We start from the raw sequence: 23,845 nt of genomic DNA on the forward strand, positions 1-23,845 counted from the left end.
CTTTGTCCAAATTTCACAAGCATCTCCTTCCTCCTAGACTGTATCGTCATCCCGAAACATCTCTAATTCGTCCCATTCTCCCCATTTTTTCTTTTTTGAAAAAATCTTTTTTGTATGCTTCTTCCATTCCACAAACCATCCATCCTTTTCCCGCAGCACTATATTTTCTCCGGCTTCCCAACCAGTTTCATCCAATATTCCCTCCTCTGTAACATACCCCTTCTGCTGTGATCTCAGCTGTTCCATCTGCTCTTTCCAGTCTGTTTCCATCAGCATTTGAATCTGTTTCATTGAGTAATTTTCCTGCATGGAAATCTTATGCAGCTCATATGCCAGAAATACACATTCTTTCTCTTGATATTCTGCCCGGCTGACAAAATATTCTGCCAGATGCCGGAACTCGTTCGTCGTCTCTTTTGCATAACGCGGCAAAAAACAGAAAAAGAACACTCCCTTTTCATAATAAATAAACTCTGGATTAAGGATCACCTTGTTTTCACTTAAAAAATACTTTTTCATTTCCTTCATCACGGTCAGAAGCTGATATAAAAATGCTTTCAATTCCTCATACCCAATGGGAATTTTTTCATATTTTGTTTTCATTGAAACTTTACAACTGATATCGTAATAGTACTGACTGTTCTCCCCGGCTCCTCTTCCACGTACCTCAAGCAGACCTGGAATTTTATTTTCCCTTAGCATATGCATTTGATAATCCTCTTCATAAATACCCTCCTCTTCGATAAGTAAGTATGTCTTGTCAAGATTTCTTTTAACCTCCGTCTTCATGGATTCCTGCCTTTCTCATATTTCTGATAAATTTCTCCGGCTCTGTCACAGCCGCACTCTGGCTCACAGAAATTTTCATTCTCCCTTTCCATGCAATCCCTTGTACAGTAATCTTTTGATCGGTCTCCTCAATCGTCAGATTCACTGCTGAAAATAACAGCATCCTTTTCCTTGCCGCAATTTCAAACGACTGCTCTGTCTCCGCAATAGTACAAGCTTCTGAACTTCTTTTTTTCTGGCTATGCACAACTGCCGCCTCATAGGCAGTTCCCATCAGAATATTTTTATCATGATAATAAAACACTCCTCTGATAACTAAAAAAAAGCTAAGAAAAAATACGGAACACGCAACCGCCGCCTCAATGGTCGCACTTGCTTTCATCCTCATAAAAAAACCACCCCCACATATGCTGCTGTAAGAAAAGGAACAAACGGAATCCTCGTATCCCTCCGGAATTTTTTCCAAACCAGACATCCCACTGCGGCAATACTGCTGAAAAAGAACGCAATGCATACCAAGGTGGCGGTATCCCAGATTCCGAGGTAAATTCCCAAAAGAGTGATGATCCATACATCTCCATAGCCGACAGCTTCTCTTGTGATCCAGCTTATTATCCCCAGAACTATTCCCGGAACAGCCCCCTGAAATAGCGGAAATAGATTCAGCCTGGTATTCCACAAACTGATCAAAAGAACTCCGAGACTTCCTGCCCACAGCAGCCACATCGGAAGACTCCTCTTTTTCAAATCTATCGCCGCACAGACTACTAAAAATAAAAAAATACTGATTGTTCCTACCGTCCGCATCTTGAACACGCTCCTCTTCCACCGACCTCTGACAGCTTCACTGCCCGGATATTTCTTTTTAGCCCACTGCACCCAAGGGAAGCATGATAACGATCCCCGGATGCTGTGTAATAAATCATCCCGGATGCAGACTTTGCCTTGCATTTTTCACATGGGTAATATTTCCCTTGATATTCGTTCCTGAGATCTGCAACATCGGATACGTTTCCTGCCCGAATTGCTAATTTCAAATGTGTACATTGATAACTTTTATGGTAGACTGTTCCTGTTTCTGTAATATACACATACCCTTGTTTTTCTATATAACTTCCCTGTTGATAACCATTCCATCCCTTGATCCTGACCCGTTCTGTCTGTGAAATCAAAGGAATCCCAAAAATTCTCACTGGTGGCTGAATTTTATATTCCACAACAATTTCGATGATTCCTGATCCCGGCCACACTCTTGACTTGTGACAGTCAATCCCTCCGGATTTACCAGCAATCATACTTTGGCTTAACCGTCTCTGCCCAATTGCTCCTACAATATCTGACTCTACTTTTGATGGAAGTAGCACTGGAGCAAGATAGATCCGCTCCGCCGCTTTTTTTGCCGCTGTATCGGCTCCCATTTTTACGCTGATCCTAGTCGCCTGCACTTCCAGTGAATAGATCAGCATCACTCCTGCCAAGAAAAATAAAGGAATCGTAAGTGTAGCTTCAACGGTAATCACCGCATGCAGTTTTCGTTCTTTTTTCTTGTACCTATCTCCTTTCTGAACAAAGAAGCTTTTCACCTTTTTGGAGATGAATGAAAATGCCCTTTCCAAGATTTGTAGTCTGTCCCGGTGAGCATGGGATATGAAAGAGTCTTTCTCCTTTCTTAATTTTATACTGTACTTTTGAATAAAAATTCGTTCTGAATTTGTGAGCCTTTTTGACGGAAAGGGCATTTGCATTCACCTCCTAGTATTATATTCTTTTCTTTTGTTACACAATCTGTTGCTTACTCATATCCGAAGTAGGTTGAAAACTGATAATTCACTCCTCTTCGAATCTTACACTTACTTTTTACCTGTAATTTTGTCACACAATGATCCACCTGAAAGGTCTCTTCGCCCGGCTTCTTTTTCATCTCCATCTCAATCAGATCAAGGGCGCGCATCGTACAGACTTGCTCTGATTTCAGGAAAAATAAAAACATCAGATATTCCTTATAGCGAAGTCCACCTTCGGCATCCATTCCTTCTTTTTGATCTTCTGCTGTCCCAAGCTTCAGAAGCCCTGAAAGCTGCAACTGCCACGTGTCATGAGTCTTGATCAGAGCAACTCGTTTTCCATCTAGAAGCGCTCGGATATCCATCACTGCTTCGCCAAATGCCCATGCAACGAGTATTGCCTGCTTGACAAGTCCGGTTAACACTGGAAGCGCGATCGCAGTAGACAATGATACTGCAAGTGTTTCTGCCTCTGCCTGTTTTCCCGCATCGGTCAGAAGATACAGATAATTGGCACCACTTCTCATCAACAGCAACTTCTTCACAACCACTTCTAAATTTTGCTGATCACTCTCTTTTCCTTCCAAAATATATTCCATTTCATAAGAAAGTGTATTTTCCTTCTTCTGATCCACTGCATTTCCAAAATGCTCCAGAAGATACTGACAGAAAAAGAGAGAAGAAATCTTACCTTGTGCATCACTTTTTGTCGGGAATCTTCCAATTCCTTTTTGTAAGTTACGATGAGACGGAAGTCCCCCTAACGATATTTGTTTCTGTGATAACTGTTCCGGATTTGAAACAACGATCTGTAAAAGATTTGATTTTTTGATATTAGAAATGTTTTCCAGCGGATTATTTTCCGAAGGAAGTTCACTTTCTCCTTCCTGAAGTTTTGAATCCAACTCTTGTGAGATATCACTCCCCTGTTCTTCATAAGATCCACTTTGCTGACTCTGCTCTTCCCATACCGCACAGTTTCCAGTCAGTTCCTCTACAAGATCAACACCCATTCTACTTTTCATATATCTGACTGCCTGCTCCTTGAAAGGTTGTCCATGATCATCTGTCAGAAGCTGTAGCTTTTCTGGTTCCTGCGTCATTCCCGCTGCCTCATAAAATTCCAGCCGGTTTACAATATTTTCAAAAGAAAATGTCCCGGTCTCATAGCCGGCCGCTATGCCAAAAATATCATATTCTGACAGAAGCTCTCTGTGATACTCTGCAAATACTGACTGCAGCGCTCGATCCATATCTGCTCTGCGATAGTTCTTTGCAGTCTGTACCGATGCACTCTCGATCACCGCCCCGATCAATCCAACCAACAACACAAAGACCAGACTGATAAAAGCTGTCATTTCTCCTCTCTTCATCTTCTCTGTCACTCCTTAAATCCCTGAGCTTTCACTCGTGATCTTCTGAAAGATTGAGTTTACCAGACTTGTCAGCTGTGACTTAAAAATAATTACAAGTCCGATCAACACGACAAGGATCAGTATCACTTCCACAACACCAATTCCTTTTTCATCTTTCAAACATGCAAAAAATTGTCGGATCCGCCACATAATTTCACCCCCTTTCCCGCAAAATGTTTCTCGAAATATCTCTGCTCCATCCCGTCCACTCTCCTCTTTTCTTTCTCTTTTTTAAAACTGCATAGACAAAAATGCCGGCACGATTACAATGACCAGAACCACTGTCAACATGAAAAACATCGGTGCCAGAAGCTTTGTCCCCACTTCTTCCCCTGCTTTTTTTGCCGCACGCTTTCGCTCCTCAAATGCATTGACTGCTTCCAGCCTAAGAAGATCTGCTAACCCTTTTGATCCTCTTTTCAGATTTTGGGAAAGCAAAGCTCCAAAGCGCATGTAACACACAGCCTCACACCGTTTTCCAAAATGCTCATAACATTCTTTCTCTGAACCCCCTGCCTGCATTTCTCTAAGCGTATATGCCATTTCCTCATATGCAAACCGCTCCTTTCCCATTATTTTCCCTTTTTCATAATCAGAAGAGATTTTCTGCCATGCAGCTTTTACTGTCATTCCGGCTCCAAGAAACAACACAAATTTGTTTAGAATTTCCGGATAATCTATCATCATCTGCTTTTTCTTCTTTTTCATTTCTTCCTTCTGCGTTTCTTTCTCCAGCAGAATCAGAAGAATACTTCCAACCAATCCAAGTCCTAAAATGACATATCCTCTGTTTTCCTCCGGACGTCGCCAGCTGACCGGTTTTCCCTCTAAAATCTCTGGTAATTCTACCTGTTTTTGTTCCGGATGTTCCTTTTCTTTCTCTGCAACCTGCCCTGCAAGCTGAGCTACGATCTTCTCATCGCCTTTTAATTTAGGTGGAAACAGGTTGGCGCTTCTCATATAGATCCGCTCCTCTTCTCCATATTTCAGTTTCCCTGTAATCTGAACGATTGTCCCCTCTTCTTTGAGCGCCTCTGTCTGCAACTCTCCGAGAACATTGATCACCTCATAGTTGTCTACTTCCCAGGAAACGGTAATCGGCATATCCAGAATCCTGGATGGGAAATGCAAATCTTTCCGCACCTCATCAAATGTCTTATTTTTGTCCAAAATAATGCCATCCAACTTTTTCATCGCTGTTTCAAATGCTTTCTCCAACTCCTTTCCATTGTACTGCCTCTCAGGAAGTTCTATCGTAATCGGAATCTCTCTTCCACCTGTCTTTGCGATCAACTTCTCTGTTCGCACTCCTTCCCCACAGTTATTTCGCTCCAGTCTTGCATGTTCTCCCATAAATTCCGCCTGTTGATCCACATAAAGCAGATACGCGGCAAGTGAATTCACACCGAGCAGCATCAGAAAAATATTTCTGCTGTTCTTTCTCATACACCATTCCGGAAGCTTTCTCTTTTGATACAAAATAACGGCGATTGCCAATGCTATAAATATTCCTATCGAAACAATCATCTCACACCTCGATTTCAATCATCCTTTTTCCCATATAAAATGCCCCTGCATAAACAGCCAGACAGACAGTCATAACAAAAATCCCAAGAAAATTTCTATAAAGTACCTCTACAAAATCCGGAAATGCTATCCTCATATAGAAAATAATTCCAAAGGGAACCACCGACATTACTTGAAATTCTAACTTTTTTGCTGACATTGTCATCTCAATCTCGCGTTTCACCTCAATTTTCTCACAGATTTGCTTTACCGCATTTCGGATCATCTCAATGCTGTCCCCTCCTGCTCTCTTTGCTGCCACAAAGACAGATACAAAATTCGAGACATCCTCCTGTCCTACCCTGTCTGCAAACTCTTTCCAGATCTGCTCCAAAGGTACATTCATATTGAGCTGATGAATCATATAAGTATATTCTCTCATGATCCGTGTATCTTTTTTATAGATCAATGACAGATCCTTTGCCGTCTCCTTCAGTGCATTTTCTGCCGAATATCCGACATTGAGCGCCGAGGACATCGACTGCAGACTCATTTTAAACTGAGCACAAAATTCCTGCTGCTGTTTCTTTATATATTGTTTTTCCCAAATACGAAGATAGATCACCAGAAATGGTGAGAACATCAGACCCCCTAAAAAGAAGTCATAAAATAGATATGCAATCCCTGATAACAACGCTAATCCTTTGAACGCTGCCTTTCCATAATCTGCCTTTTTAATATCCTGCTGCCAGTAGCTTTTCTTTCTTTTGTAATTCATGAACCCATTTTAGCCTCCCTTGCACCTTCCCATCTTTTCTTCCAGTCTCTTCAAATCGATACAGACTCTGTACCTTTATCTCCCCCTCTTCATAAGCAAGCACCTCTGAGATTTCCAACACCTTCCTGCTCTTATCGCGCAGTCTTCCCAGATGGACGACAAGATCAATTGCGGAAGCAATCTGTCTCTGTACTGCGCTCAATGGAAGATCCACACCCATAAGCACCATTGTTTCCAGTCTACTGAACATATCCTTTGTACTGTTGGCATGTCCCGTGCTGAGTGAGCCGTCGTGCCCGGTGTTCATCGCCTGCAGCATGTCAATCGCCTCACTTCCCCGGACCTCCCCGACAACAATCCGGTCAGGTCGCATGCGAAGCGCTGACTTGATCAGATCCCGGATTGAGATTTCACCAGTTCCCTCCACATTTGCATTACGAGCCTCAAGCCTTACAAGATTTTCAATTCCCCGAATCTGAAGTTCGGCATTATCCTCAATTGTGATGACACGCTCCCCAGCAGGTATATGCTGTGCAAGCGCATTTAGCATGGACGTCTTTCCTGATCCGGTCCCTCCACTGATAAAGATGTTATATCTTGCTTTCACTGCCTGCTCCAGAAAATCAGCCGCCTCCTCTGAGATTGCCTCAAACTTCCTCAAACGTTCCATCGTCATTGCCTCTTTCGGAAACTTTCTGATCGTCACAATCGGTCCGTTCAGCGCAATCGGAGCAAGTACGACATTGACACGGGAACCATCTGGAAGCCTTGCATCCACAATCGGATTTGCCTCATTCACAATTCGATTGGATCCTGCAACAATCTGCTGCACAACATCTTCCAACTTTTGTCTCGATGCAAACCGCTTCTCCAGTCTTGTCACAACTCCTGCTTTTTCCATAAAGATATGCTGCGCACCATTGATCATAATCTCCGTGATCTCCTCATCCTCGATCAAATCCTGAAGGATGTCCAGCTTTCGGAATGCATTAAACAACTCCTTCCCAAGCATATTCATCTCCTGAAGTGACATATAGTGTTCTCTTCGTTCTTCCGATAATACGGTATAGATCAACTCCATCAGCGCTTCGTCTTCTATCTCTCTGGACAGATCCAACTCCTCCATGATTTTCTGATATAAATGCTCTGTATCTCTCATAACAATTCCCTCACCTCCACAAAAATTGTTCTCTCAAGCACACAATCCAAACCCATTACAGTCAGATTGTGCCGATATTGCTCCAGTTTTCTCTGTGCCGTTTCCTCTTGCACAACTGGTGTATAAATGCATGAACACAATTCTAATATTCCATACGTTCCCCGAATTGCATCCCCGATATCAAGCACTACTGTCTCATAAATACTTTTCTCAGCAATCTCGGTCAAAAGTTGCTTCCACTCTTCTTCTGTGACCGATTTCAGATCCTGATACATTTCTATCGGTACCAGATAGTCAACTGCCTCCTCATGCTTCACCAATGTCTCCAGCCGGATCCCCATATTTTTACAGCCCTGCCTGAGATAATACAAAATTTCTGTAAGTCCTCCTGTCTCCTCTTCTCCCTCCTGTCTGCCGGCATATGCCTCCAAGTTCAGATAAAGTGTATTCCCTTTCTTTGCAAATTCTTTTGCAAGCTGCAGTGCATACTGTGTCTTTCCGATTCGATGTATCGGCGAGTAAACACCGATCACCTCCACATCTGCCTTCTGTATCCTCAGAATTGTCTCACTTCCCTCCTCCTCTGCACAGCAGCTTAGAATTTCTGCAATAATCTTCTCTCCACTTTGATATTTATAAATTGGATGATAGCAATCTGTTTCTTTACAATTCCGATCATCACACAACATAAATACCTGTTTAACATCCATCGTTTCTGTATCAGCATAAATATCATCCAGAAGCAGTAGGTCTACTCTATGTTCATTTATAAACTGTCTTAATTTCTCCAGATCTAAAAAGACCATCACTTGAAACAACAGTTCTCTTCTTCCCAAAATGTACTCCGACAGACCTCTTGCATACTCTGGCTCTTGTGTACAGATTGCAAGTATTTTTCCTTTCAATGCATCACTTCCATTTCTGTTTATGTATTTTAAAGTTTCCTTTTTGAATTTTTGTGTTTTGGATTTTTCCTTTTGAATTTGTAATGGAATCTGGCTGTACTTACTGCCAGCCTCTTTTGATATGTAATGGTCCCTTAACCATAGAATGATATTTCATTTAGAAATGTTCTGTTTGTATGTTGTATTATATCGACATCTTTTCCTTTTGTCTATATGCATTTTTAGATTTGACGCTTTTTGTGAAATACTCACAAGTTTTGGTAGAAAAGAATCCCGTAAAGTAAGCAGACCCCCGGCAATCCAAGGGTTCCCGATGTCAAAAGGGAAAGTCCATTCAGCCCCACCGCCACTGAAATTCCTCTGGATGCGAGGATTTCATTTGTAAAGAAAATAACTCCCAGACCAATGACTGCCCGGACAATAAAATTTACAACGATGCTTGAACGATTTTCATCCATCTTTTCCTTCTCCAGTTGTTCTTATCTCATATATATGGACTTGTCTGGGAGTTTATGCTCTCTTTATTTTTTGCTCTCGTTCCTATTTTGTTCCGAAAATACGATCTCCCGCATCCCCGAGTCCCGGAACGATATATCCATGATCATTTAATTTCTCATCTAAAGCCCCAATATAGACATCCACGTCCGGATGTGCTTCCTGAAGCTTCTTCACACCTTCCGGTGCCGCAATGATACACATAAAACGAATATTTTTCACACCTTTATCCTTCAGCATCTGAATCGCTGCAACGCAGGATCCTCCTGTCGCAAGCATCGGATCTACGACAAATACTTCTCTCTCCCCGCAGTCTGCCGGAAGCTTACAGTAATATTCTACCGGTTCCAATGTGTCCGGATCACGATAAAGTCCGATATGACCTACCTTTGCCGCCGGAATCATCGTAAGCATACCTTCTACCATTCCAAGACCAGCTCTTAAGATTGGCACAACAGCCAGTTTCTTTCCTGCCAGTTCCTTAACAGTTGTCCTACAGATTGGTGTCTCAATCTCGACATCCTGTAATTTCAGATCTCTTGTCGCCTCATAGCACATATACATTGCAATCTCGCTGATGATCTCTCTGAAATCTTTTGATCCGACTTCTTTTCTTCGGATAATTCCTACTTTATGCTGGATCAGCGGATGTTCCATTACCAGTACTTTTCCCATTGTTTTTCTCCTATTCTTCAATTAATGCAATACGTCTCTTATGTCTTTCATCTTCGGAAAACGGTGTGTTTAAAAATGTATCAACAATCTTCACACCAAGTCCCGGTCCTACCACACGTCCTCCTAAAGCGACAATATTCGTATCATTGTGTAATCTTGTCGCCTCTGCTGAAAAGCAGTCTGAACAGAGCGCACAGCGGATCCCTTTCATTTTGTTTGCTGCGATGGAAATTCCAATTCCTGTTCCGCAGATCAGAATCCCCTTCTCACATTCTCCGTCTATAATTGCCTGTCCTACTTTTTTGGCATAAATTGGATAATCCACAGATTCCCCGTCACATCCAAAATCTTTGTACTCCAGACCTTTTTCCTCTAAATATTTGATAATCTCCAGTTTCAATTCATATCCACCGTGATCACATCCGATTGCTATCATGCTTTTGTTACCTCCTCGTTCAGCTTTTGTGCCAGTTTCTCGATAAATTCTTTCATCATCTCGTATACACTACCATACTCCGTCAATGGCTGTCCATATGCAGATGGGATTTTCCTGTCATCATCTATATATTCTCCCAGTGTATATACATTTTTGATATTCTCATAATCTGCCACTGCACTCCATTTATGCCTGTCATCAATGGCAAGCACCAGTGTCTCCTCGTCAAGATCTTCCTCCGTAAACTGCCTTGACTTATAATCTGCGATCGACATGCCCTGACTCTTCATGATCGCTTCTGCCTTCTGATTGACCGGCTCCGGAAGTGGTACGACAAGTCCTCTTGACTCAATATCATACTCCTGCAAAAGTTCCTGATTTCTTAGAAGCTCTGCTGCCATCGGTCCTCTGCTGCTGTCTGTATTGCTCAGGAAAAGGATCCGTCTGTATTTTTGTAGTCTCGTGATCTCCTCTGCCCGAAGCATATGATGCCCCGCAGCTTTTTTGAGACGGTTCATAACCGCCGAGCCAATCCCATCCATCGCAAAAGCTTCACTGTAAATATAATCGACATCTTCCTCGTCAAACTCTCTGAGGACACGATACAGATTCTGAGCGATCGTATATTCATTTTCCCGTGTCCCGATATTTTTTACAATACCTCTTTTATACTTTTCTGCCGTCTCGTCTGTAGCAATGATTCCGACTTTATAACCAAGTCTTTCCTGCTCAAACGCAACCTGCCGGATTGCCTTGACCGCCTCTTTTGTTTCTCCTTCAATAATCATCAACTTTGCCTTCGGTGCATAATGTCGATACTTCATGCCCGGTGCCTTCGGAGCTTCCTTGCTCTTATCACTGACAATTGCCTGATCTTCTGTGACCTCACCGATCACCTCCTCAAGCATCTCCTTTGTGATCGCTCCCGGCCGAAGAATCATCGGAGGTGTCACAGTCATATCAAGGATCGTCGATTCCACTCCGATCTCCACACTTCCTCCATCGATGATCATATCAATCTTGCCATCCAGATCTTCCTTCACATGCATCGCAGTTGTCGGACTCGGGCGCCCGGATGTATTTGCACTCGGAGCAGACACATATCCCCCGCCTGCCAAAATGATCGCACGCGCGACCTCATCCGCCGGCATTCTGACTGCTACAGTATCCAGTCCTCCGGTTGTTCCATATGGTACCAATGCACTTTTTTCAAAAATCATCGTAAGCGGTCCTGGCCAGAAATGATTCGCCAGCAGTGCAGTCTTATCTGGTATATTCACCGCAATCTCTTCCAATGCCCGGTATTCCGCAATGTGAACGATCAATGGATTATCAGAAGGTCTTCCCTTCGCCGCATATGTTTTTTTTGCCGCCTCTTCCTTCAGCGCATGTGCTCCGAGTCCATATACAGTCTCTGTCGGGAAAGCTACCAGCCCTCCCTCCTTCAGGATGACTCCTGCCATTCCGATCACATTTTCGTCAATATTTGTTCTTTGTATTTCTTTTATTATCGTTTCCATGCCCCCTATTATAGCATTCTTTTGTTAAAAAATAAACCTCTTTACAAGTTTAAATATTCCTTCAAGCCTTCCCAGACTGCCTGTGCGATTTTCTCCTGATATGCCTCATCTTGAAGTTTTGCAGCTTCCTCTGGACTTGTCAAAAATCCCGCTTCTACAATCACAGTTGGTATTTCTGTCTTTTTCAATATGTAATAAGTATCATTAGGTTTTGCCTCTCTCCTGTTTGTCTCATCTACCGTTTTTAAATGCTTCTGCAAAATTTCTGCTGCCTTCTTTCCCTCTACGGAATGTGTAAAATAAAATACCTGCGCCCCTTTCACATCACTTGTTTGGTAACTGTTCTGGTGAATACTGACAGCGATAGACGCTTTGCTATGATTGATCAATTCTGTTCTTTTTTTCATATCGCGAATCTTTTTATTCGGAGCTGTTTCCTCACAAAGTGCAGTGTCTTCTTCACGACTCATCACAACATGCACACCATTCTTTGTCAAAATCTTCTGAAGCTTCTTGGCAACCGCCAGATTCAAATCCTTTTCAGCCAAACCATCTACCCCGACTTTTCCAGGATCAAAACCTCCGTGCCCTGGATCGATCATCACAATCGCCTGTTCTTTTTGTTCTGAAATTTTCCCGGAAACTGCGTTCGTCAATGTCTTCCCCCCGATCAAGGCTGCCATGATCAGCAGAATTCCCATCATCAGCTCTATCTTTTTCTGCAAAAAAATCCCCCCTCTTCCTATATCATTACAATATATGAGAGGGGGAAATAAAATATCATTTCTCTTTCTCTATGAAATTTTCTGTAATCTGACGCTATTTTATATATTTTTCAATCACGGACCAGATTTCAGGCTTTTCAAATCCCAGCTTCCATGCAGCAACACCACCAAGCTGATACTTCTCCATCAATTTTAATTTTGCCTCAATAGAAGAACTATCTTCCAGCCATATTTTATATGTGGCACCGTCCGACTCCCATTGCGCATAATTCTGCTGTGTCTCTTCATCCCATGTGACGGCTGCTCCAGCCTGTGCCACACACGCTTCGGCTTCCTGCATTCCAAGAGCCTCACTTGTAACATTCATCTTATACTGCGCCTGCTCTGTTCCAGCCTGCGCGGCAAGTTCCTGCTCTGTCTTTGGCACTTCTTCCCACAATCTTGTATAAAATGGGACTGCATTGATTACTTTCTCTGCTGACACATCCTTTGTCGCCTGCCGGATTCCATTTTCCACATAGTCAATAGAAGCCACTGAACCGCTCTCCCACGAGCCGGCATAATGTTCATCATATCCCATAATGATGACATAATCTGCAACCTTCCCCTGTTCCTCCAGTTCATAATGACTATTAAATCCCATCGGCACATAGTTATCTACCGACAGAACTTTTTGATTTCTTCGACATTCTATAGAAAGTTCGCGGATAAACTCAATAAAATGTTCTCCACATTCCTCAGAAACTTTCTCAAAATCCACGTTGATTCCATCAATATTATACTGCTGTACCTGCATCATCAGATTATCGATCAGAGTCTTTCTGGCCAAAGAAGAACTTAACAACTGGTATGTCTCTTCCGGCGAGTCGATGCCACCGTCAAAATCCCTCACAAGTGCCCATACCTCCAGATTCGCTGCATGAGCCGTATCCACATAAGCTGAACTTGCGATAGAATTCAGATTTCCCTCTGTATCGGCAACTGTAAACCATGTAGGTGAAATTGTTGTCAATCCTTGTGTCGATGCAATCGTTTCGCTTAACGTTTCATTTGCTATTTCATTCGTAACCTGATGCCAGGCAAGATTGATCTTATAATCTTTTGTCATACTTGTATATTCCGGTGCTTTGGAAGAAGAGGTGATTGTTTCTGTCTTCACAGACTTTAATGCACTACTCTTTATATATCCGATGATCCCATCCTCTGTGCGGACTTTCTTCCAGTCACCTTCCTCTTCTATAAAATATACACGGTCACCCTTCTTAACTTCCGTCAGAATATCACTCTTAACACCTGCAAGCCAGCGCATCTGCGTATCCTTCTTTGCCGTTGTCGTCTTCACCTTGCCCCAATCATCAAAGAGAACTACTCTGTTCGGACTCTTATAAGTCTTTGCAGTGACATTCCCAAACTCCAGAATAAAATCCACTGCGATATAAGTCTGGTCCCCGATATTTTTTACGATTACATAGTCCTTGGATTCCCTCTGACCTGCGTTCGTATATTCCTTGCTTTCTGCCGGTACTTCCACAAGATCTAACGGCAACGTATAGCGCAGTGTGCCTTCGGCTGCGTTCCAGTAAAATCCACCGTCAATCTCTTGACGTACCGCCTCATATGGTAAATAAAACTGTCCGTCAGACACAATCCCTTTCTGTTCCAGAATCGTATTGTTCACAATAACTGCAGCTTGCTCTGCGGCATCTACACCATAATATTCATTCAAATCAGCTTTCACCTTCGATGGACCATATTTTTTCCATACAAATATACCTGCCACAGCGACAACTACAATGATAAAAAATAATACGATCAAAAGCTCAATCAGGCATGTCCGCTTTCTTCTTCGTCTTCGGTCACGCAGCATTTCCGCCCGGCTTCTATATCTTCGATCATTTTCTCTTCTATCCATAGCCTACCTCCTACCTGACCTATTATACCATATGCATTTTCTTTTTTCGACAGATTACTACATACTTTCCTCGTTTTCAAAAAATAATAAGAATTTCTTAATACTCTGCATTGAGGGGATTCGTATTATTTTGCTGCTATTTTTTGAAAATGAAGTTCTTTTAGGCTTCCAGTCTCATCATCCATCACATAGTCCCGCATATATGCATTACTTTCTTTTGCCATATGTGCATTGACAATCTGTAACGGACTTGCCGGTTCTCCATCCATAGACATTGGAATCCCGCATTTTTCATATGCTTCCAGCTCTATGAAAAATTGTCTGTATTTTTCTTCTGTACTATTCACTTCGTTCCTTCCCGTCCAAACGGTAATTATGGCTTCCTCCGCTTTTTGCTAAGACCTGGGTGCATGTGATATATTCTTCGCAAAACAGATTTCTGCTGAAAAAAGAAGACAGCAAATGGACATTTTAATTATTATGTGCATTTTATAAAATGATTATTTGTAATTGTAACTGCTTTAGTTTTGAAATTTAGCTGAATCACTTAGAAAATCGAATTAATTTAGAATAAATAGAATTGTTGAAAGATTTTCCTGAGAATGTTTTCACCAACACAAGATATTGCTTTTGTATCCCTCCTTTTCTCTTATACATAATTACCGGGACACTGTCTTCTCATACCCGCATTATAAATAATTTCTCCTGACTTTGCAAGTATTTTCTTTACATATTTTTTTTTTTTGTTTATACTATTATAAAGTAAGTATTCAGGTTTACGAAAAGGAAGTGATTATGTATGAAGATCGAAAAAATAAATGACAACCAGATTCGGTGTACTCTGACACGTGCAGATCTTGCTGCCAGACATTTGAAATTAAGCGAACTTGCCTATGGTACCGAGAAAGCAAAGATGCTGTTTCATGACATGATGCAACAAGCTTCCAGTGAATTTGGATTTGAAGCAGATGATATTCCACTCATGATTGAAGCAATTCCTGCTTCTCCAGATTCTATCGTTCTGATCATTACAAAGGTGGATAATCCGGAAGAGCTCGACACGCGCTTCTCCAAATTTGCACCACTGGAAGATTCCGATACAAAACAGGCTATGCTTGAGAAATTAGAAGGCGCTGACGAGTTTCTCGATTTACTTGATAAAGTAAAATCTGCAGTTGCAGAACCAGCTCCTGAAAAAGAAACTGCGGGAAAAGAAGATACAAAAAAAGACGTCCCTGCAAAACCAGCGATCCGTCTGTTTTCTTTTTCAAATTTAGACAGTGTGATCCATGCAGCCAGATTGCTGCACCCAATGTACCACGGAGCGAATACACTCTACAAAAATGAAACAAACGGTATTTTCATTTTAGCCTTAGCACAATCTGCTCACACCAACAGTGAGTTTAGTAAAATCTGTAATATGTTATCCGAATACGGTTCTTTTGAAAAAGCCTCCGGTGCTGTTCTTGCTTACTTGGAAGAGCACTGTCAGACTGTTATTTCTGCAGATGCAGTCAGACATCTTGCAGAGATTTAAGGTGATATCTCATCCCCTTTCATCATGGAATGGCATCGTTGATCATCGGCCGCAGATTGGATAAAAAATAAAAAGCGTCCTGAGCCAGACTTTCTCAAGTATACTGTCTGCTTGCTCAAGACGCTTTTTCTATTTGCAAAATCTTTGATTAGTTGTTTGCTGCTAAGAAAGCATTAATCTTTTCTTCTAACAGATCTGCATCCAGTCCATGTACCATAGCTGCCTCTGCAAGAGTTTCAGCCTGTGAAGCAGGACATCCAAGACAGTGCATTCCTACTTCCATAAGGATTGGTGCTACTTCTGGATTTGTTCTGATCAGTTCACCGATTGTCATATCTTTTGTCACTTTCGCTGCCATATTTATTTCCTCCTTTATTTCTCTAATCGCGAAACATATTTGAACGTTTATCCTTCCTTTTTTCAAATATGTCATACTCTCTCTTCGATTATAATACTACTCCTTGAAATTATCAACTCTTACTTAATTGTTTATACATTTTAATACAATTTTAGAATTTTCAAAAGTCAACAAGTTTTTTATTTTTTTTCGACAAATGAAGATTTTTATTATAACTGACCAAAACATTCGTTCTTTTCTTAACAATAATAATCCACACAATTCACATTCATTCATGTGGATAATGTGGATAACTTGGTGTAAAACTTTTATTTTTAACCATTTTAGCCAGTTTCCTGTGTGGAAAACTTGTGGACAGTATTTTGATAGTATTTTTCATAATTCTCTTGTCCTCGACAACTTTGTGCACTTTGCATATGATTATTTTTCCACTATTTTCCTATGTCTATACAATTTAAAGTTTTGCATAGGAAAATAGGGCACAGTATGCTGAATCGCTTCACACATACTGCACCCATTTTTCCTCATTTCATCATCATTTTCCTTATTCCAGCACTCTTCGTATTGTAATAATATCTGTGAAAAATGCCGGACTGATCCCAATCCCGTTCTCCTCATCAATTGCATTAATAATCTGATTCTCTTCTATATAAATACCAACATGTCCCTCATATAAAATTAAATCTCCCGGAAGAATTTCATCATAAGTAACTTCTATTCCCGCATTTTCCATATCCCACGTTGTCCGCGGAAGTTTCACTCCGAATTTTCTATACACGGACTGAACAAACCCCGAACAATCTGCTCCCTCGGTCAGACTTGTGCCTCCCCAGACATATGGATTCCCAAGAAACTGCTTTGCATAGGCGACTACCCTTTTTCCTCTTTCTTCTACTGTCCCTTTCTTTTCTTCTGATTCTACAGTATCATATTTTTCTTTTATCGTAACATAATCATCGGATATATATGCTCTTCCCCCATAATATTCGATTGGAATCCACCCATTTTGAGGCTTCTCTTCTATTTTCTTTTTGTCACCTTGTTCCAACTGTCCGATAATCTGTGTGTCTGTCCCCTGACCTTTCCGCACGTTGAGACAATCTGCTGTAACTTCAGCAATCTGTATGGCAGTTTTCTCTGTTTTTTTTAACTCTTTCTCATAATACTGCTCCTTTAATAATCCAGCCCCCACACTTGGTAAGTGTTCTGCCGCCATAGATATACAGGGAATACTTTGCGACAAAATCTCTACTGCGATCAGACCTGCCATTATTTTCTTTCTACTTCTATCCCTCATAGTTTCCTCCCCTTTTCACTTTTTAGTATTCCCGCTTTCCCTGAAATCATGCTTTTGTTACCAACTTGTTAAATCTCCCTTTCAAAATTCTAAATATAAAATTTTTATGATTCCTTCCAAACATATTGTGTCAGACATTTTATCGTGTTATACTTCAAGAGTAAGTGATTTTTATTATTTTTATAATTAAAATTAGATAATATATCTTTGCTTACCTAAAATTTTTACTTGACAAATCCCCTTTGAATAATTTATATTATAATCATAATAACTATTACTATTATTGAAAGGGGGATTCCCATTGGCAACACTAAAATATAGTAGACAACGAGAATCCATCAAAAATTATCTGTTACACACAGAAGAACATCCCACCGCTGACACCGTCTATATGCATGTGCGGGAAGAATTCCCGAACATCAGTCTTGGGACAGTATATAGAAATCTGAACTTACTTGCAGAGACCGGAGATGCTCTGAAGATTCCCACCCCTTCCGGTGGTGACAGATTTGATGGTAAAACGACTCCACACTATCATTTTATATGTACTTGTTGTGGAAAAGTAATGGATCTGGATATGGAAAGCATTGATCATATCAATGAGATTGCCGGTAAAAACTTTGCCGGGCAGATTGAGTCTCATACGACAATGTTTTATGGAAAATGTGAAGATTGTATTTTAAAGTCTTAGCAAAAGAATTTTTCAAATATCCATTGACAAAAGAAACTAATTATGCTAAATTAATATCAGTAACTATTACTGATATTGAAAAATAAAAAGTAAAAGAAAAGGAGATCTTAACTATGAAAAAATTTGTATGTACAGTATGCGGATATGTTTATGAAGGAGAAGCTGCACCAGCTGAATGTCCACAGTGCCATGTAGGAGCTGATAAATTCAAAGAAATGACAGGAGAAAGAGAATGGGCTGCTGAGCACGTTGTAGGTGTTGCTCAGGGTGTAAGCGAAGACATTCTTGCAGATTTAAGAGCAAACTTTGAAGGAGAATGTTCAGAAGTTGGTATGTACCTTGCTATGTCAAGAGTAGCTCACAGAGAAGGATACCCAGAGATCGGTTTATACTGGGAAAAAGCTGCATGGGAAGAAGCAGAACACGCTGCTAAATTCGCTGAATTATTAGGTGAAGTTGTTACAGACAGCACAAAGAAAAACCTTGAAATGAGAGTAGAAGCTGAAAACGGAGCTACTGCTGGAAAATTTGATCTTGCAAAACGTGCAAAAGCTGCTAACCTTGATGCTATTCATGATACAGTTCATGAAATGGCAAGAGACGAAGCTCGTCACGGAAAAGCATTCGAAGGATTATTAAAGAGATACTTCGCATAATCATCCCTATCTTATATAATATAGAAAGAGGCCAGAAAGTTTCTGGTCTTTTTCTTTTGTTTTCATCTGGACTGGTCGTTTTTTGCAAAACTGGCTATTTTTACATGACCACTCTTGTGCTAGGATAGATTTACAAAGAAATAAAAACGCCATATCGATATCGAATATGGCAAATACATGAGAGGATGAGACATATGAAAACAAAAAATCAAACTGTTATGAAATTAGCACAAACCGCATTACTGGCGGCTCTCTGCTTCGTATCATTTACTTTTTTACAGATTAAGATTCCAATGCCTGGCGGTGATGCAACATCCCTTCACATCGGAAATGCATTCTGTGTGCTTGGTGCACTGTTACTCGGAGGCTGGTATGGCGGGCTGGCTGGCGCGATTGGTATGACCATCGCCGATTTAATGGATCCAATCTATATCACTGGTGCACCAAAGACCTTTTTCCTGAAATTATGTATTGGGCTTATCGTTGGTCTTGTAGCTCACCATATTGCAAAGATCAACGACAGCACTGACAAGAAATACGTCTTTAAGTGGAGTCTGATCGCCTCGATTGCCGGTCTTAGCTTCAATGTCATCGCCGATCCGATCGTTGGATATTTTTATAAGCAATATATCCTCGGACAGCCTCAGAAAATGGCAGAAGTTCTTGCAAAGTGGAGCGCAGCAACTACATTTGTCAATGCTGTTGTATCTGTCATCCTTGTAGTATTTATCTACAACGCGGTCAGACCAATACTACTTCGCAGTGGACTTCTTGTATCCCAACCAAAAAGCTAAATAAAATATGCTCCCTCCCAAGGAATAAGTATTTATTATTACACTTGTCTTCCTCGAAGGGAGCATATCATTTGCAGATCTTCTGCAAGTTGATACCGCTATTTTATAATTCGTTCTTAATCTTTTCTACTAATTCTGCGTATTCTTGTTCTGTGAGATACTTTTCTCCCGGATTCATTGCGAATACACCGCCCCACTCATATCCATCTTTATATTTCGGAACCAGATGGAAGTGCAGATGATGTCCAGTATCTCCATATGCTCCATAGTTCACTTTCTCCGGCTGAAATAATTTGTGAAGCACATTGGCAACTTTAGCCACTTCATCAAAATATAAATGAAGTTCTTCCTGAGATAATTCTACCAGTTCACTTACATGTTTCTTATGAGCAACGATCACACGTCCTAAGTGGCTCTGTTCTTTAAATAAGTAAACTTTTGAGCTTTCCAATTCACAAATCTTAATTCCAAATGCATCTAATAATTCGCCTTCTACGCAGTATGCACAATTCTGATCTTTCATTCTTTTATCCTCCTGAATCTGTTCTATCTTCTTTTATACACTACCACATTTAAAAAATATTTACAATCGTATTCCTTACCTCTTAACAAAGGACTTGAAAGGGTAAGCCCCTTCCAAGTCCTCTTTCTTTTATCTTACATATTTTTCCAATGTGTTTCTCACTGCACCGGTTCCTGCAAGCATTTCTTTCAAGTAACCACATACAGTTTCTGCCATGTTTACTTCGTACAAGTTCACACCAAAAATTGCTTTGTTTTCTAAGATCGGTCTTACAGAAGCTTCCACATCTGTCTCTTCTCCGAGTTTAAATCCTGCTACGTATGGACAAACTGTCTCAAGAAGCGGATCTGGGCTTAAGTCAAATGTTTTTCCATTGTCATCCACACCCATCAGATAACGGAGCCATCCTGCAAATACAAGTGGAATCAGTTTCAGATCTGCTGTATTTAAGCTCTCACCTGCCTCATATGCTTTGATCGTCTCACCGAAACGGATCGCAAGCTTCTGAGAAGTATCTGTTGCGATTCTCTGTGGAGTATCCGGCATAAACGGATTTGGAATACGCACATTTAAAACCGTATCAATAAATTCTTTCGGGTCAAGGATCCCCGGATTTACTACAACCGGAAGTCCTTCCACATATCCGATTCCCTCTACAAGTTTCTTTAATACTTCATCTTTCATTTCTTTAGAAATCAAGTCATATCCGAGCAGACATCCAAACACTGCCAGTGTTGTGTGAAGCGGATTTAAGCAAGTGCAGACTTTCATCTTTTCTACCTTGTCTACAGTCTCGCGTGTTGTAAACATCAGTCCGCCTTTTTCCAGTTCCGGTCTTCCGTTCGGGAATCTGTCTTCAATGACAAGGTACTCACACTCTTCTGCATTGACAAACGGCGCCACATAAGAATTCTTTGAAGTGATCACCGGCTCAAGTTCTTCCACCCCATCATTTTTTAAGATTTCTTCCACAGAACTGTCCGGACGAGGAGTAATCTTATCAATCATAGTCCACGGGAAAGAAACTTTGTCAGGATTTTCGATGTAAGCTACAAATCCAGCCTCAGCAACTCCATTTTTTACCCATGTCTCTGCAAATGTGTGGACTGCATCGTATAACTTCGTTCCGTTGTGGGAACAGTTGTCCATACTTACCATTGCCACTGGCTTTTCTCCTGCCTGGTATCTTGCATATAAAAGTGCAGATACTTTTCCGATATAACTTCTTGCCTTCTCAGGTCCTGCCACAAAATCCTCTGCGACATCTGCAAGTGTTTCCCCTTTTCCATTTACAAGGCTGTATCCCTTCTCTGTAATTGTAAAACTTGCCATCTGAAGAGAATCTGTCGTGAAGATCTCTTTGAGTCTTCCAAAATCTGTCTCATTCTCAGAATCCAGTGCAAGAGATTCTGCAACACTTCCTACTACAGTTTTCTCTACACTGCCGTCTGCTTTTAATGTCACAAGAATGCTGTAATCATCGTGTGGGCGGTTCATTTTTTCTACGATTTCATAATCATATCCTTCCGCCACAACAATTCCTCTGTCAAGCACTCCTTCATTTAAGAGATTCTGTGCCACATTTGCCTGAAATGCACGGAAAAGATTCCCTGCTCCAAAGTGTACCCAATATGGTGCTTCTTTTGTGGCAGCCACCATTTGCTCACGGTCAAACTGCGGAAGTCGGTATCCTTTTTCCTCCCACTGTTTTCTATCTGCCAATCCAGCTTTGCTTAACTGCATCCTATTTTGCCCCTTTCTCAATTGCTTCCCAAAGTCCGTTTAAGTAAGTTGCTCCAAGTGCTCTGTCATACAGTCCGTATCCAGGCATTGCCACTTCTCCCCAGATCATACGACCGTGATCTGGTCTGATCGGTCCTGTAAATCCGATTTCATAGAGTGCTTTCATAATTTCATACATATCAAATGTTCCGTCAGAAGAAAGGTGTGCAGCCTCCTCAAAATCTGTCGGAGAGTTGAATTTTAAGTTACGCACATGTGCAAAATGGATTCTTCCTTTCAGAGAGCGGATCATATCCGGAAGATCATTTTTTAAGTTTGTTCCATAAGATCCTGAGCAGAATGTCACACCATTGTGCGGGTTGTCTACCATACTCATCAATCTTAAGATATTTGTCTTATTGATGATAATTCTAGGAAGTCCAAATACGCTCCATGCAGGATCGTCCGGATGAATTGCCATGTTAATGTCGTATTTGTCACATACCGGCATAATTCTCTCCAGGAAATATTTGAGATTTTCAAATAATTTTTCATCATCAATATCTTTGTACATCTCAAACAGTTCTTTTACTTTCTCCATACGTTCCGGTTCCCATCCCGGCATCACTGTTCCGTTCATATCCCCGGCAATTGACTCAAACATGTTTTCCGGATTGATTGCATCTACTGCTTCCTGTGTATATGCAAGTACTGTAGATCCATCTGGTCTCATTCTTGCAAGCTCTGTTCTTGTCCAGTCAAATACCGGCATGAAGTTATAACATACAAGATGAATATCTTCCTGTCCGAGATTTTCCAGTGTCTCAATGTAATTATCGATGTATTTATCTCTGTCTGCCGCACCTGTCTTGATTGCATCGTGTACGTTGACACTTTCAATACCTGCTACATGAAGACCTGCTGCTTCTACTTCTGCCTTCATCTCGCGGATTCTCTCTCTGCTCCACACTTCTCCCGGTGTTGTGTCATATAATGTTGTGATAACTCCTGTCACACCCGGAATCTGGCGGATCTGCTGTAATGTTACTGTATCAAATTTTGAACCATACCATCTTAATGTCATTTCCATGATTTTCTTGTTTCCTTTCATTACCTCTTTTATTTGCGTTTCTTCTCTTCATCTTACAAAAAAACAACAAAAAGCACCATTGGCGTATTTGTTGTATACATTGCATTTCTTGTTGTTTTATAGTATTATAGCAAAATAAAACCAAAAAATCTCACCAAAAAGCAGAAAGGACGCCCTATGAAGAAAGAACTCCGCACACAGTTTCTTACACGCCAGCATATGGTATCAAAAGATTTTGAGATTTACTATTACAGTGACACAACTCTCTTAAAAGTAGAAAATCATGCTCACAATTACTATGAATTCTATTTTTTTCTGGAAGGTGATGTCAGTATCCAGATTGGTTCTGATATTTATCCAGTTCAATTTGGTGACATTATGCTGATTCCCCCGCACATTTACCACCACTCGATCATCCACAGTTCTAAAGTTCCTTACCGGAGATTTATCTTCTGGATCAGTCAGGAATATTGTAATTATCTTGCCCAGATTTCGCCGGATTATGTATATCTTATGCACCATGTGCAGGCAACACACACTTATCTGTACCACAATGACCGGGTATCCTTCAATGCAGTGCAGTCCAAAGCACTTCGCCTCATTGAGGAAATGCAGTCGGATAAATTCGGAAAAGAAGCCCAGATTCCGCTCTCCGTCAACGATTTGATCCTTCATCTGAACCGAATGATCTACGAACGTCTGCATCCTGCAAGACAACACGAAGGACTTGCCCTGTACCAGAACATCTCGCAGTATATTGAAGAGCATCTCAATGAAGACCTGTCGCTGGATCGCCTTGCGAGAGAATTTTATGTGAGTAAGTATCATATCGCCCATATCTTTAAAGACAGTATCGGAATCTCCGTGCACCAGTACATCACCAAAAAACGGTTAGACCAGTGCCGGGAGGCAATTCTTGGAAATATGAGCATTACTGAAATCTACCAGCTGTTCGGATTTCGGGATTACTCCAGTTTTTACCGGGCATTTAAAAAAGAATACGGAATCTCCCCGAAAGATTACCGGGATATGAATTCATTAATTCTGAATCATTAGATTTCCGCATTCTTCTTAATTT

At 41.0% G+C, this 23,845-nt stretch carries 27 protein-coding genes; 5 read left to right on the plus strand and 22 right to left on the minus strand.

Going from position 1 to position 23,845, the window contains the following annotated elements; translation table 11 throughout:
* Positions 1-33 precede the first annotated feature (33 nt).
* The 17 genes from ACGG81_RS13045 to ACGG81_RS13125 all read right to left on the minus strand — a co-directional run bounded on the left by ACGG81_RS13045 (position 34) and on the right by ACGG81_RS13125 (position 14,446).
* Positions 34-789: a DUF6382 domain-containing protein gene (locus ACGG81_RS13045; protein WP_016441314.1), complete on the minus strand. Its 756-nt coding sequence runs from the start codon at positions 787-789 to the stop codon at positions 34-36.
* On the minus strand, positions 773-1,177 hold the full coding sequence (locus ACGG81_RS13050; RefSeq protein WP_390108732.1) for a TadE family protein: 405 nt from the start codon (positions 1,175-1,177) through the stop codon (positions 773-775). Before ACGG81_RS13050 ends, ACGG81_RS13045 begins: the two co-directional genes overlap by 17 nt.
* On the minus strand, positions 1,174-1,596 hold the full coding sequence (locus ACGG81_RS13055) for a prepilin peptidase (RefSeq protein WP_009263411.1): 423 nt from the start codon (positions 1,594-1,596) through the stop codon (positions 1,174-1,176). The genes ACGG81_RS13050 and ACGG81_RS13055 overlap by 4 nt, the downstream gene beginning before the upstream one ends.
* A complete protein-coding gene (locus ACGG81_RS13060; RefSeq protein WP_318271606.1) occupies positions 1,584-2,309 on the minus strand; it encodes a pilus assembly protein in 726 nt (241 codons plus the stop codon). The genes ACGG81_RS13055 and ACGG81_RS13060 overlap by 13 nt, the downstream gene beginning before the upstream one ends.
* A 272-nt stretch (positions 2,310-2,581) precedes the next feature.
* The gene (locus ACGG81_RS13065) at positions 2,582-3,946 is read right to left on the minus strand and encodes a DUF5702 domain-containing protein (RefSeq protein ID WP_270458390.1); all 1,365 of its coding nucleotides are present in this window, start codon (positions 3,944-3,946) and stop codon (positions 2,582-2,584) included.
* A gap of 15 nt (positions 3,947-3,961) precedes the next feature.
* Complete coding sequence (locus ACGG81_RS13070; RefSeq protein WP_008977156.1) at positions 3,962-4,138, minus strand: Flp1 family type IVb pilin; 177 nt, start codon at positions 4,136-4,138, stop codon at positions 3,962-3,964.
* Positions 4,139-4,219: 81 nt separating this feature from the next.
* The gene (locus ACGG81_RS13075; protein WP_009263414.1) at positions 4,220-5,515 is read right to left on the minus strand and encodes a type II secretion system F family protein; all 1,296 of its coding nucleotides are present in this window, start codon (positions 5,513-5,515) and stop codon (positions 4,220-4,222) included.
* A 1-nt stretch (position 5,516) separates the two neighbouring features.
* On the minus strand, positions 5,517-6,272 hold the full coding sequence (locus tag ACGG81_RS13080) for a type II secretion system F family protein (protein WP_009263415.1): 756 nt from the start codon (positions 6,270-6,272) through the stop codon (positions 5,517-5,519).
* The gene (locus tag ACGG81_RS13085) at positions 6,229-7,431 is read right to left on the minus strand and encodes a CpaF family protein (RefSeq protein WP_009263416.1); all 1,203 of its coding nucleotides are present in this window, start codon (positions 7,429-7,431) and stop codon (positions 6,229-6,231) included. The genes ACGG81_RS13080 and ACGG81_RS13085 overlap by 44 nt, the downstream gene beginning before the upstream one ends.
* Positions 7,428-8,336 (minus strand): hypothetical protein, encoded by a 909-nt coding sequence (locus ACGG81_RS13090; RefSeq protein WP_009263417.1) that lies wholly within the window; start codon positions 8,334-8,336, stop codon positions 7,428-7,430. The genes ACGG81_RS13085 and ACGG81_RS13090 overlap by 4 nt, the downstream gene beginning before the upstream one ends.
* 248 nt (positions 8,337-8,584) lie before the next feature.
* Complete coding sequence (locus ACGG81_RS13095; protein ID WP_008977161.1) at positions 8,585-8,794, minus strand: pro-sigmaK processing inhibitor BofA family protein; 210 nt, start codon at positions 8,792-8,794, stop codon at positions 8,585-8,587.
* 82 nt (positions 8,795-8,876) lie between these two features.
* The gene (gene upp, locus ACGG81_RS13100) at positions 8,877-9,506 is read right to left on the minus strand and encodes a uracil phosphoribosyltransferase (protein ID WP_009263418.1); all 630 of its coding nucleotides are present in this window, start codon (positions 9,504-9,506) and stop codon (positions 8,877-8,879) included.
* Between the two features lie 10 nt (positions 9,507-9,516).
* Complete coding sequence (gene rpiB, locus ACGG81_RS13105) at positions 9,517-9,942, minus strand: ribose 5-phosphate isomerase B (RefSeq protein WP_008977163.1); 426 nt, start codon at positions 9,940-9,942, stop codon at positions 9,517-9,519.
* Positions 9,939-11,462, minus strand: coding sequence for an L-threonylcarbamoyladenylate synthase (locus ACGG81_RS13110; protein ID WP_009263419.1), 1,524 nt, complete (start codon positions 11,460-11,462; stop codon positions 9,939-9,941). Before ACGG81_RS13110 ends, rpiB begins: the two co-directional genes overlap by 4 nt.
* Before the next feature lie 41 nt (positions 11,463-11,503).
* On the minus strand, positions 11,504-12,187 hold the full coding sequence (locus ACGG81_RS13115; RefSeq protein WP_009263420.1) for an N-acetylmuramoyl-L-alanine amidase: 684 nt from the start codon (positions 12,185-12,187) through the stop codon (positions 11,504-11,506).
* A gap of 94 nt (positions 12,188-12,281) precedes the next feature.
* Positions 12,282-14,099, minus strand: a complete 1,818-nt coding sequence (locus tag ACGG81_RS13120) for a glycosyl hydrolase family 18 protein (protein ID WP_009263421.1) — start codon at positions 14,097-14,099, stop codon at positions 12,282-12,284.
* A 125-nt stretch (positions 14,100-14,224) separates the two neighbouring features.
* Positions 14,225-14,446: a hypothetical protein gene (locus ACGG81_RS13125; protein ID WP_008977190.1), complete on the minus strand. Its 222-nt coding sequence runs from the start codon at positions 14,444-14,446 to the stop codon at positions 14,225-14,227.
* Positions 14,447-14,898: 452 nt separating this feature from the next.
* Between ACGG81_RS13125 and ACGG81_RS13130 the strand changes: the two genes are divergently transcribed.
* The gene (locus ACGG81_RS13130; RefSeq protein ID WP_009263422.1) at positions 14,899-15,636 is read left to right on the plus strand and encodes an adaptor protein MecA; all 738 of its coding nucleotides are present in this window, start codon (positions 14,899-14,901) and stop codon (positions 15,634-15,636) included.
* Positions 15,637-15,784: 148 nt separating this feature from the next.
* Here the strand turns inward: ACGG81_RS13130 and ACGG81_RS13135 are convergent, their stop codons facing one another.
* Positions 15,785-15,994: a DUF1858 domain-containing protein gene (locus tag ACGG81_RS13135; protein ID WP_008977192.1), complete on the minus strand. Its 210-nt coding sequence runs from the start codon at positions 15,992-15,994 to the stop codon at positions 15,785-15,787.
* A 544-nt stretch (positions 15,995-16,538) separates the two neighbouring features.
* Positions 16,539-17,291: a C40 family peptidase gene (locus tag ACGG81_RS13140; protein WP_390108742.1), complete on the minus strand. Its 753-nt coding sequence runs from the start codon at positions 17,289-17,291 to the stop codon at positions 16,539-16,541.
* Positions 17,292-17,592: 301 nt separating this feature from the next.
* Here ACGG81_RS13140 and ACGG81_RS13145 point away from each other — a divergent pair, with 301 nt between their 5' ends.
* The 3 genes from ACGG81_RS13145 (at position 17,593) to ACGG81_RS13155 (ending at position 19,432) form a co-directional block, all read left to right on the plus strand.
* On the plus strand, positions 17,593-17,982 hold the full coding sequence (locus tag ACGG81_RS13145) for a transcriptional repressor (protein ID WP_009263424.1): 390 nt from the start codon (positions 17,593-17,595) through the stop codon (positions 17,980-17,982).
* A gap of 113 nt (positions 17,983-18,095) precedes the next feature.
* A complete protein-coding gene (locus ACGG81_RS13150; protein WP_008977195.1) occupies positions 18,096-18,638 on the plus strand; it encodes a rubredoxin-like domain-containing protein in 543 nt (180 codons plus the stop codon).
* 194 nt (positions 18,639-18,832) lie between these two features.
* Positions 18,833-19,432 carry an ECF transporter S component gene (locus ACGG81_RS13155; protein WP_390108747.1) on the plus strand — a complete coding sequence of 200 codons (600 nt, stop codon included), beginning with the start codon at positions 18,833-18,835 and terminating at the stop codon, positions 19,430-19,432.
* 103 nt (positions 19,433-19,535) lie between these two features.
* Here the strand turns inward: ACGG81_RS13155 and ACGG81_RS13160 are convergent, their stop codons facing one another.
* The 3 genes from ACGG81_RS13160 to uxuA form a co-directional block, all read right to left on the minus strand.
* Complete coding sequence (locus ACGG81_RS13160) at positions 19,536-19,955, minus strand: HIT family protein (protein WP_008977197.1); 420 nt, start codon at positions 19,953-19,955, stop codon at positions 19,536-19,538.
* Positions 19,956-20,084: 129 nt separating this feature from the next.
* Positions 20,085-21,698, minus strand: a complete 1,614-nt coding sequence (locus ACGG81_RS13165; protein WP_009263428.1) for a mannitol dehydrogenase family protein — start codon at positions 21,696-21,698, stop codon at positions 20,085-20,087.
* 1 nt (position 21,699) lies between these two features.
* On the minus strand, positions 21,700-22,767 hold the full coding sequence (uxuA, locus tag ACGG81_RS13170) for a mannonate dehydratase (RefSeq protein WP_009263429.1): 1,068 nt from the start codon (positions 22,765-22,767) through the stop codon (positions 21,700-21,702).
* Between the two features lie 177 nt (positions 22,768-22,944).
* Between uxuA and ACGG81_RS13175 the strand changes: the two genes are divergently transcribed.
* Complete coding sequence (locus tag ACGG81_RS13175; protein ID WP_008977200.1) at positions 22,945-23,823, plus strand: helix-turn-helix transcriptional regulator; 879 nt, start codon at positions 22,945-22,947, stop codon at positions 23,821-23,823.
* Positions 23,824-23,845: the final 22 nt, after the last annotated feature.

The sequence above is a fragment of the Faecalimonas umbilicata genome, assembly GCF_042846195.1.
Classification (GTDB): domain Bacteria; phylum Bacillota; class Clostridia; order Lachnospirales; family Lachnospiraceae; genus Faecalimonas; species Faecalimonas umbilicata.

Coding starts and splice junctions, on each gene's coding strand:
- ACGG81_RS13045 (WP_016441314.1), bottom strand. CDS start 789: ATGAAGACGGAGGTTAAAAGAAATCTTGACAAGACATACTTACTTATC.
- ACGG81_RS13050 (WP_390108732.1), bottom strand. CDS start 1,177: ATGAGGATGAAAGCAAGTGCGACCATTGAGGCGGCGGTTGCGTGTTCC.
- ACGG81_RS13055 (WP_009263411.1), bottom strand. CDS start 1,596: ATGCGGACGGTAGGAACAATCAGTATTTTTTTATTTTTAGTAGTCTGT.
- ACGG81_RS13065 (WP_270458390.1), bottom strand. CDS start 3,946: ATGAAGAGAGGAGAAATGACAGCTTTTATCAGTCTGGTCTTTGTGTTG.
- ACGG81_RS13070 (WP_008977156.1), bottom strand. CDS start 4,138: ATGTGGCGGATCCGACAATTTTTTGCATGTTTGAAAGATGAAAAAGGA.
- ACGG81_RS13075 (WP_009263414.1), bottom strand. CDS start 5,515: ATGATTGTTTCGATAGGAATATTTATAGCATTGGCAATCGCCGTTATT.
- ACGG81_RS13080 (WP_009263415.1), bottom strand. CDS start 6,272: ATGAATTACAAAAGAAAGAAAAGCTACTGGCAGCAGGATATTAAAAAG.
- ACGG81_RS13085 (WP_009263416.1), bottom strand. CDS start 7,431: ATGAGAGATACAGAGCATTTATATCAGAAAATCATGGAGGAGTTGGAT.
- ACGG81_RS13095 (WP_008977161.1), bottom strand. CDS start 8,794: ATGGATGAAAATCGTTCAAGCATCGTTGTAAATTTTATTGTCCGGGCA.
- upp (WP_009263418.1), bottom strand. CDS start 9,506: ATGGGAAAAGTACTGGTAATGGAACATCCGCTGATCCAGCATAAAGTA.
- rpiB (WP_008977163.1), bottom strand. CDS start 9,942: ATGATAGCAATCGGATGTGATCACGGTGGATATGAATTGAAACTGGAG.
- ACGG81_RS13110 (WP_009263419.1), bottom strand. CDS start 11,462: ATGGAAACGATAATAAAAGAAATACAAAGAACAAATATTGACGAAAAT.
- ACGG81_RS13120 (WP_009263421.1), bottom strand. CDS start 14,099: ATGGATAGAAGAGAAAATGATCGAAGATATAGAAGCCGGGCGGAAATG.
- ACGG81_RS13130 (WP_009263422.1), top strand. CDS start 14,899: ATGAAGATCGAAAAAATAAATGACAACCAGATTCGGTGTACTCTGACA.
- ACGG81_RS13135 (WP_008977192.1), bottom strand. CDS start 15,994: ATGGCAGCGAAAGTGACAAAAGATATGACAATCGGTGAACTGATCAGA.
- ACGG81_RS13140 (WP_390108742.1), bottom strand. CDS start 17,291: ATGAGGGATAGAAGTAGAAAGAAAATAATGGCAGGTCTGATCGCAGTA.
- ACGG81_RS13150 (WP_008977195.1), top strand. CDS start 18,096: ATGAAAAAATTTGTATGTACAGTATGCGGATATGTTTATGAAGGAGAA.
- ACGG81_RS13155 (WP_390108747.1), top strand. CDS start 18,833: ATGAAAACAAAAAATCAAACTGTTATGAAATTAGCACAAACCGCATTA.
- ACGG81_RS13160 (WP_008977197.1), bottom strand. CDS start 19,955: ATGAAAGATCAGAATTGTGCATACTGCGTAGAAGGCGAATTATTAGAT.
- ACGG81_RS13165 (WP_009263428.1), bottom strand. CDS start 21,698: ATGCAGTTAAGCAAAGCTGGATTGGCAGATAGAAAACAGTGGGAGGAA.
- uxuA (WP_009263429.1), bottom strand. CDS start 22,767: ATGGAAATGACATTAAGATGGTATGGTTCAAAATTTGATACAGTAACA.
- ACGG81_RS13175 (WP_008977200.1), top strand. CDS start 22,945: ATGAAGAAAGAACTCCGCACACAGTTTCTTACACGCCAGCATATGGTA.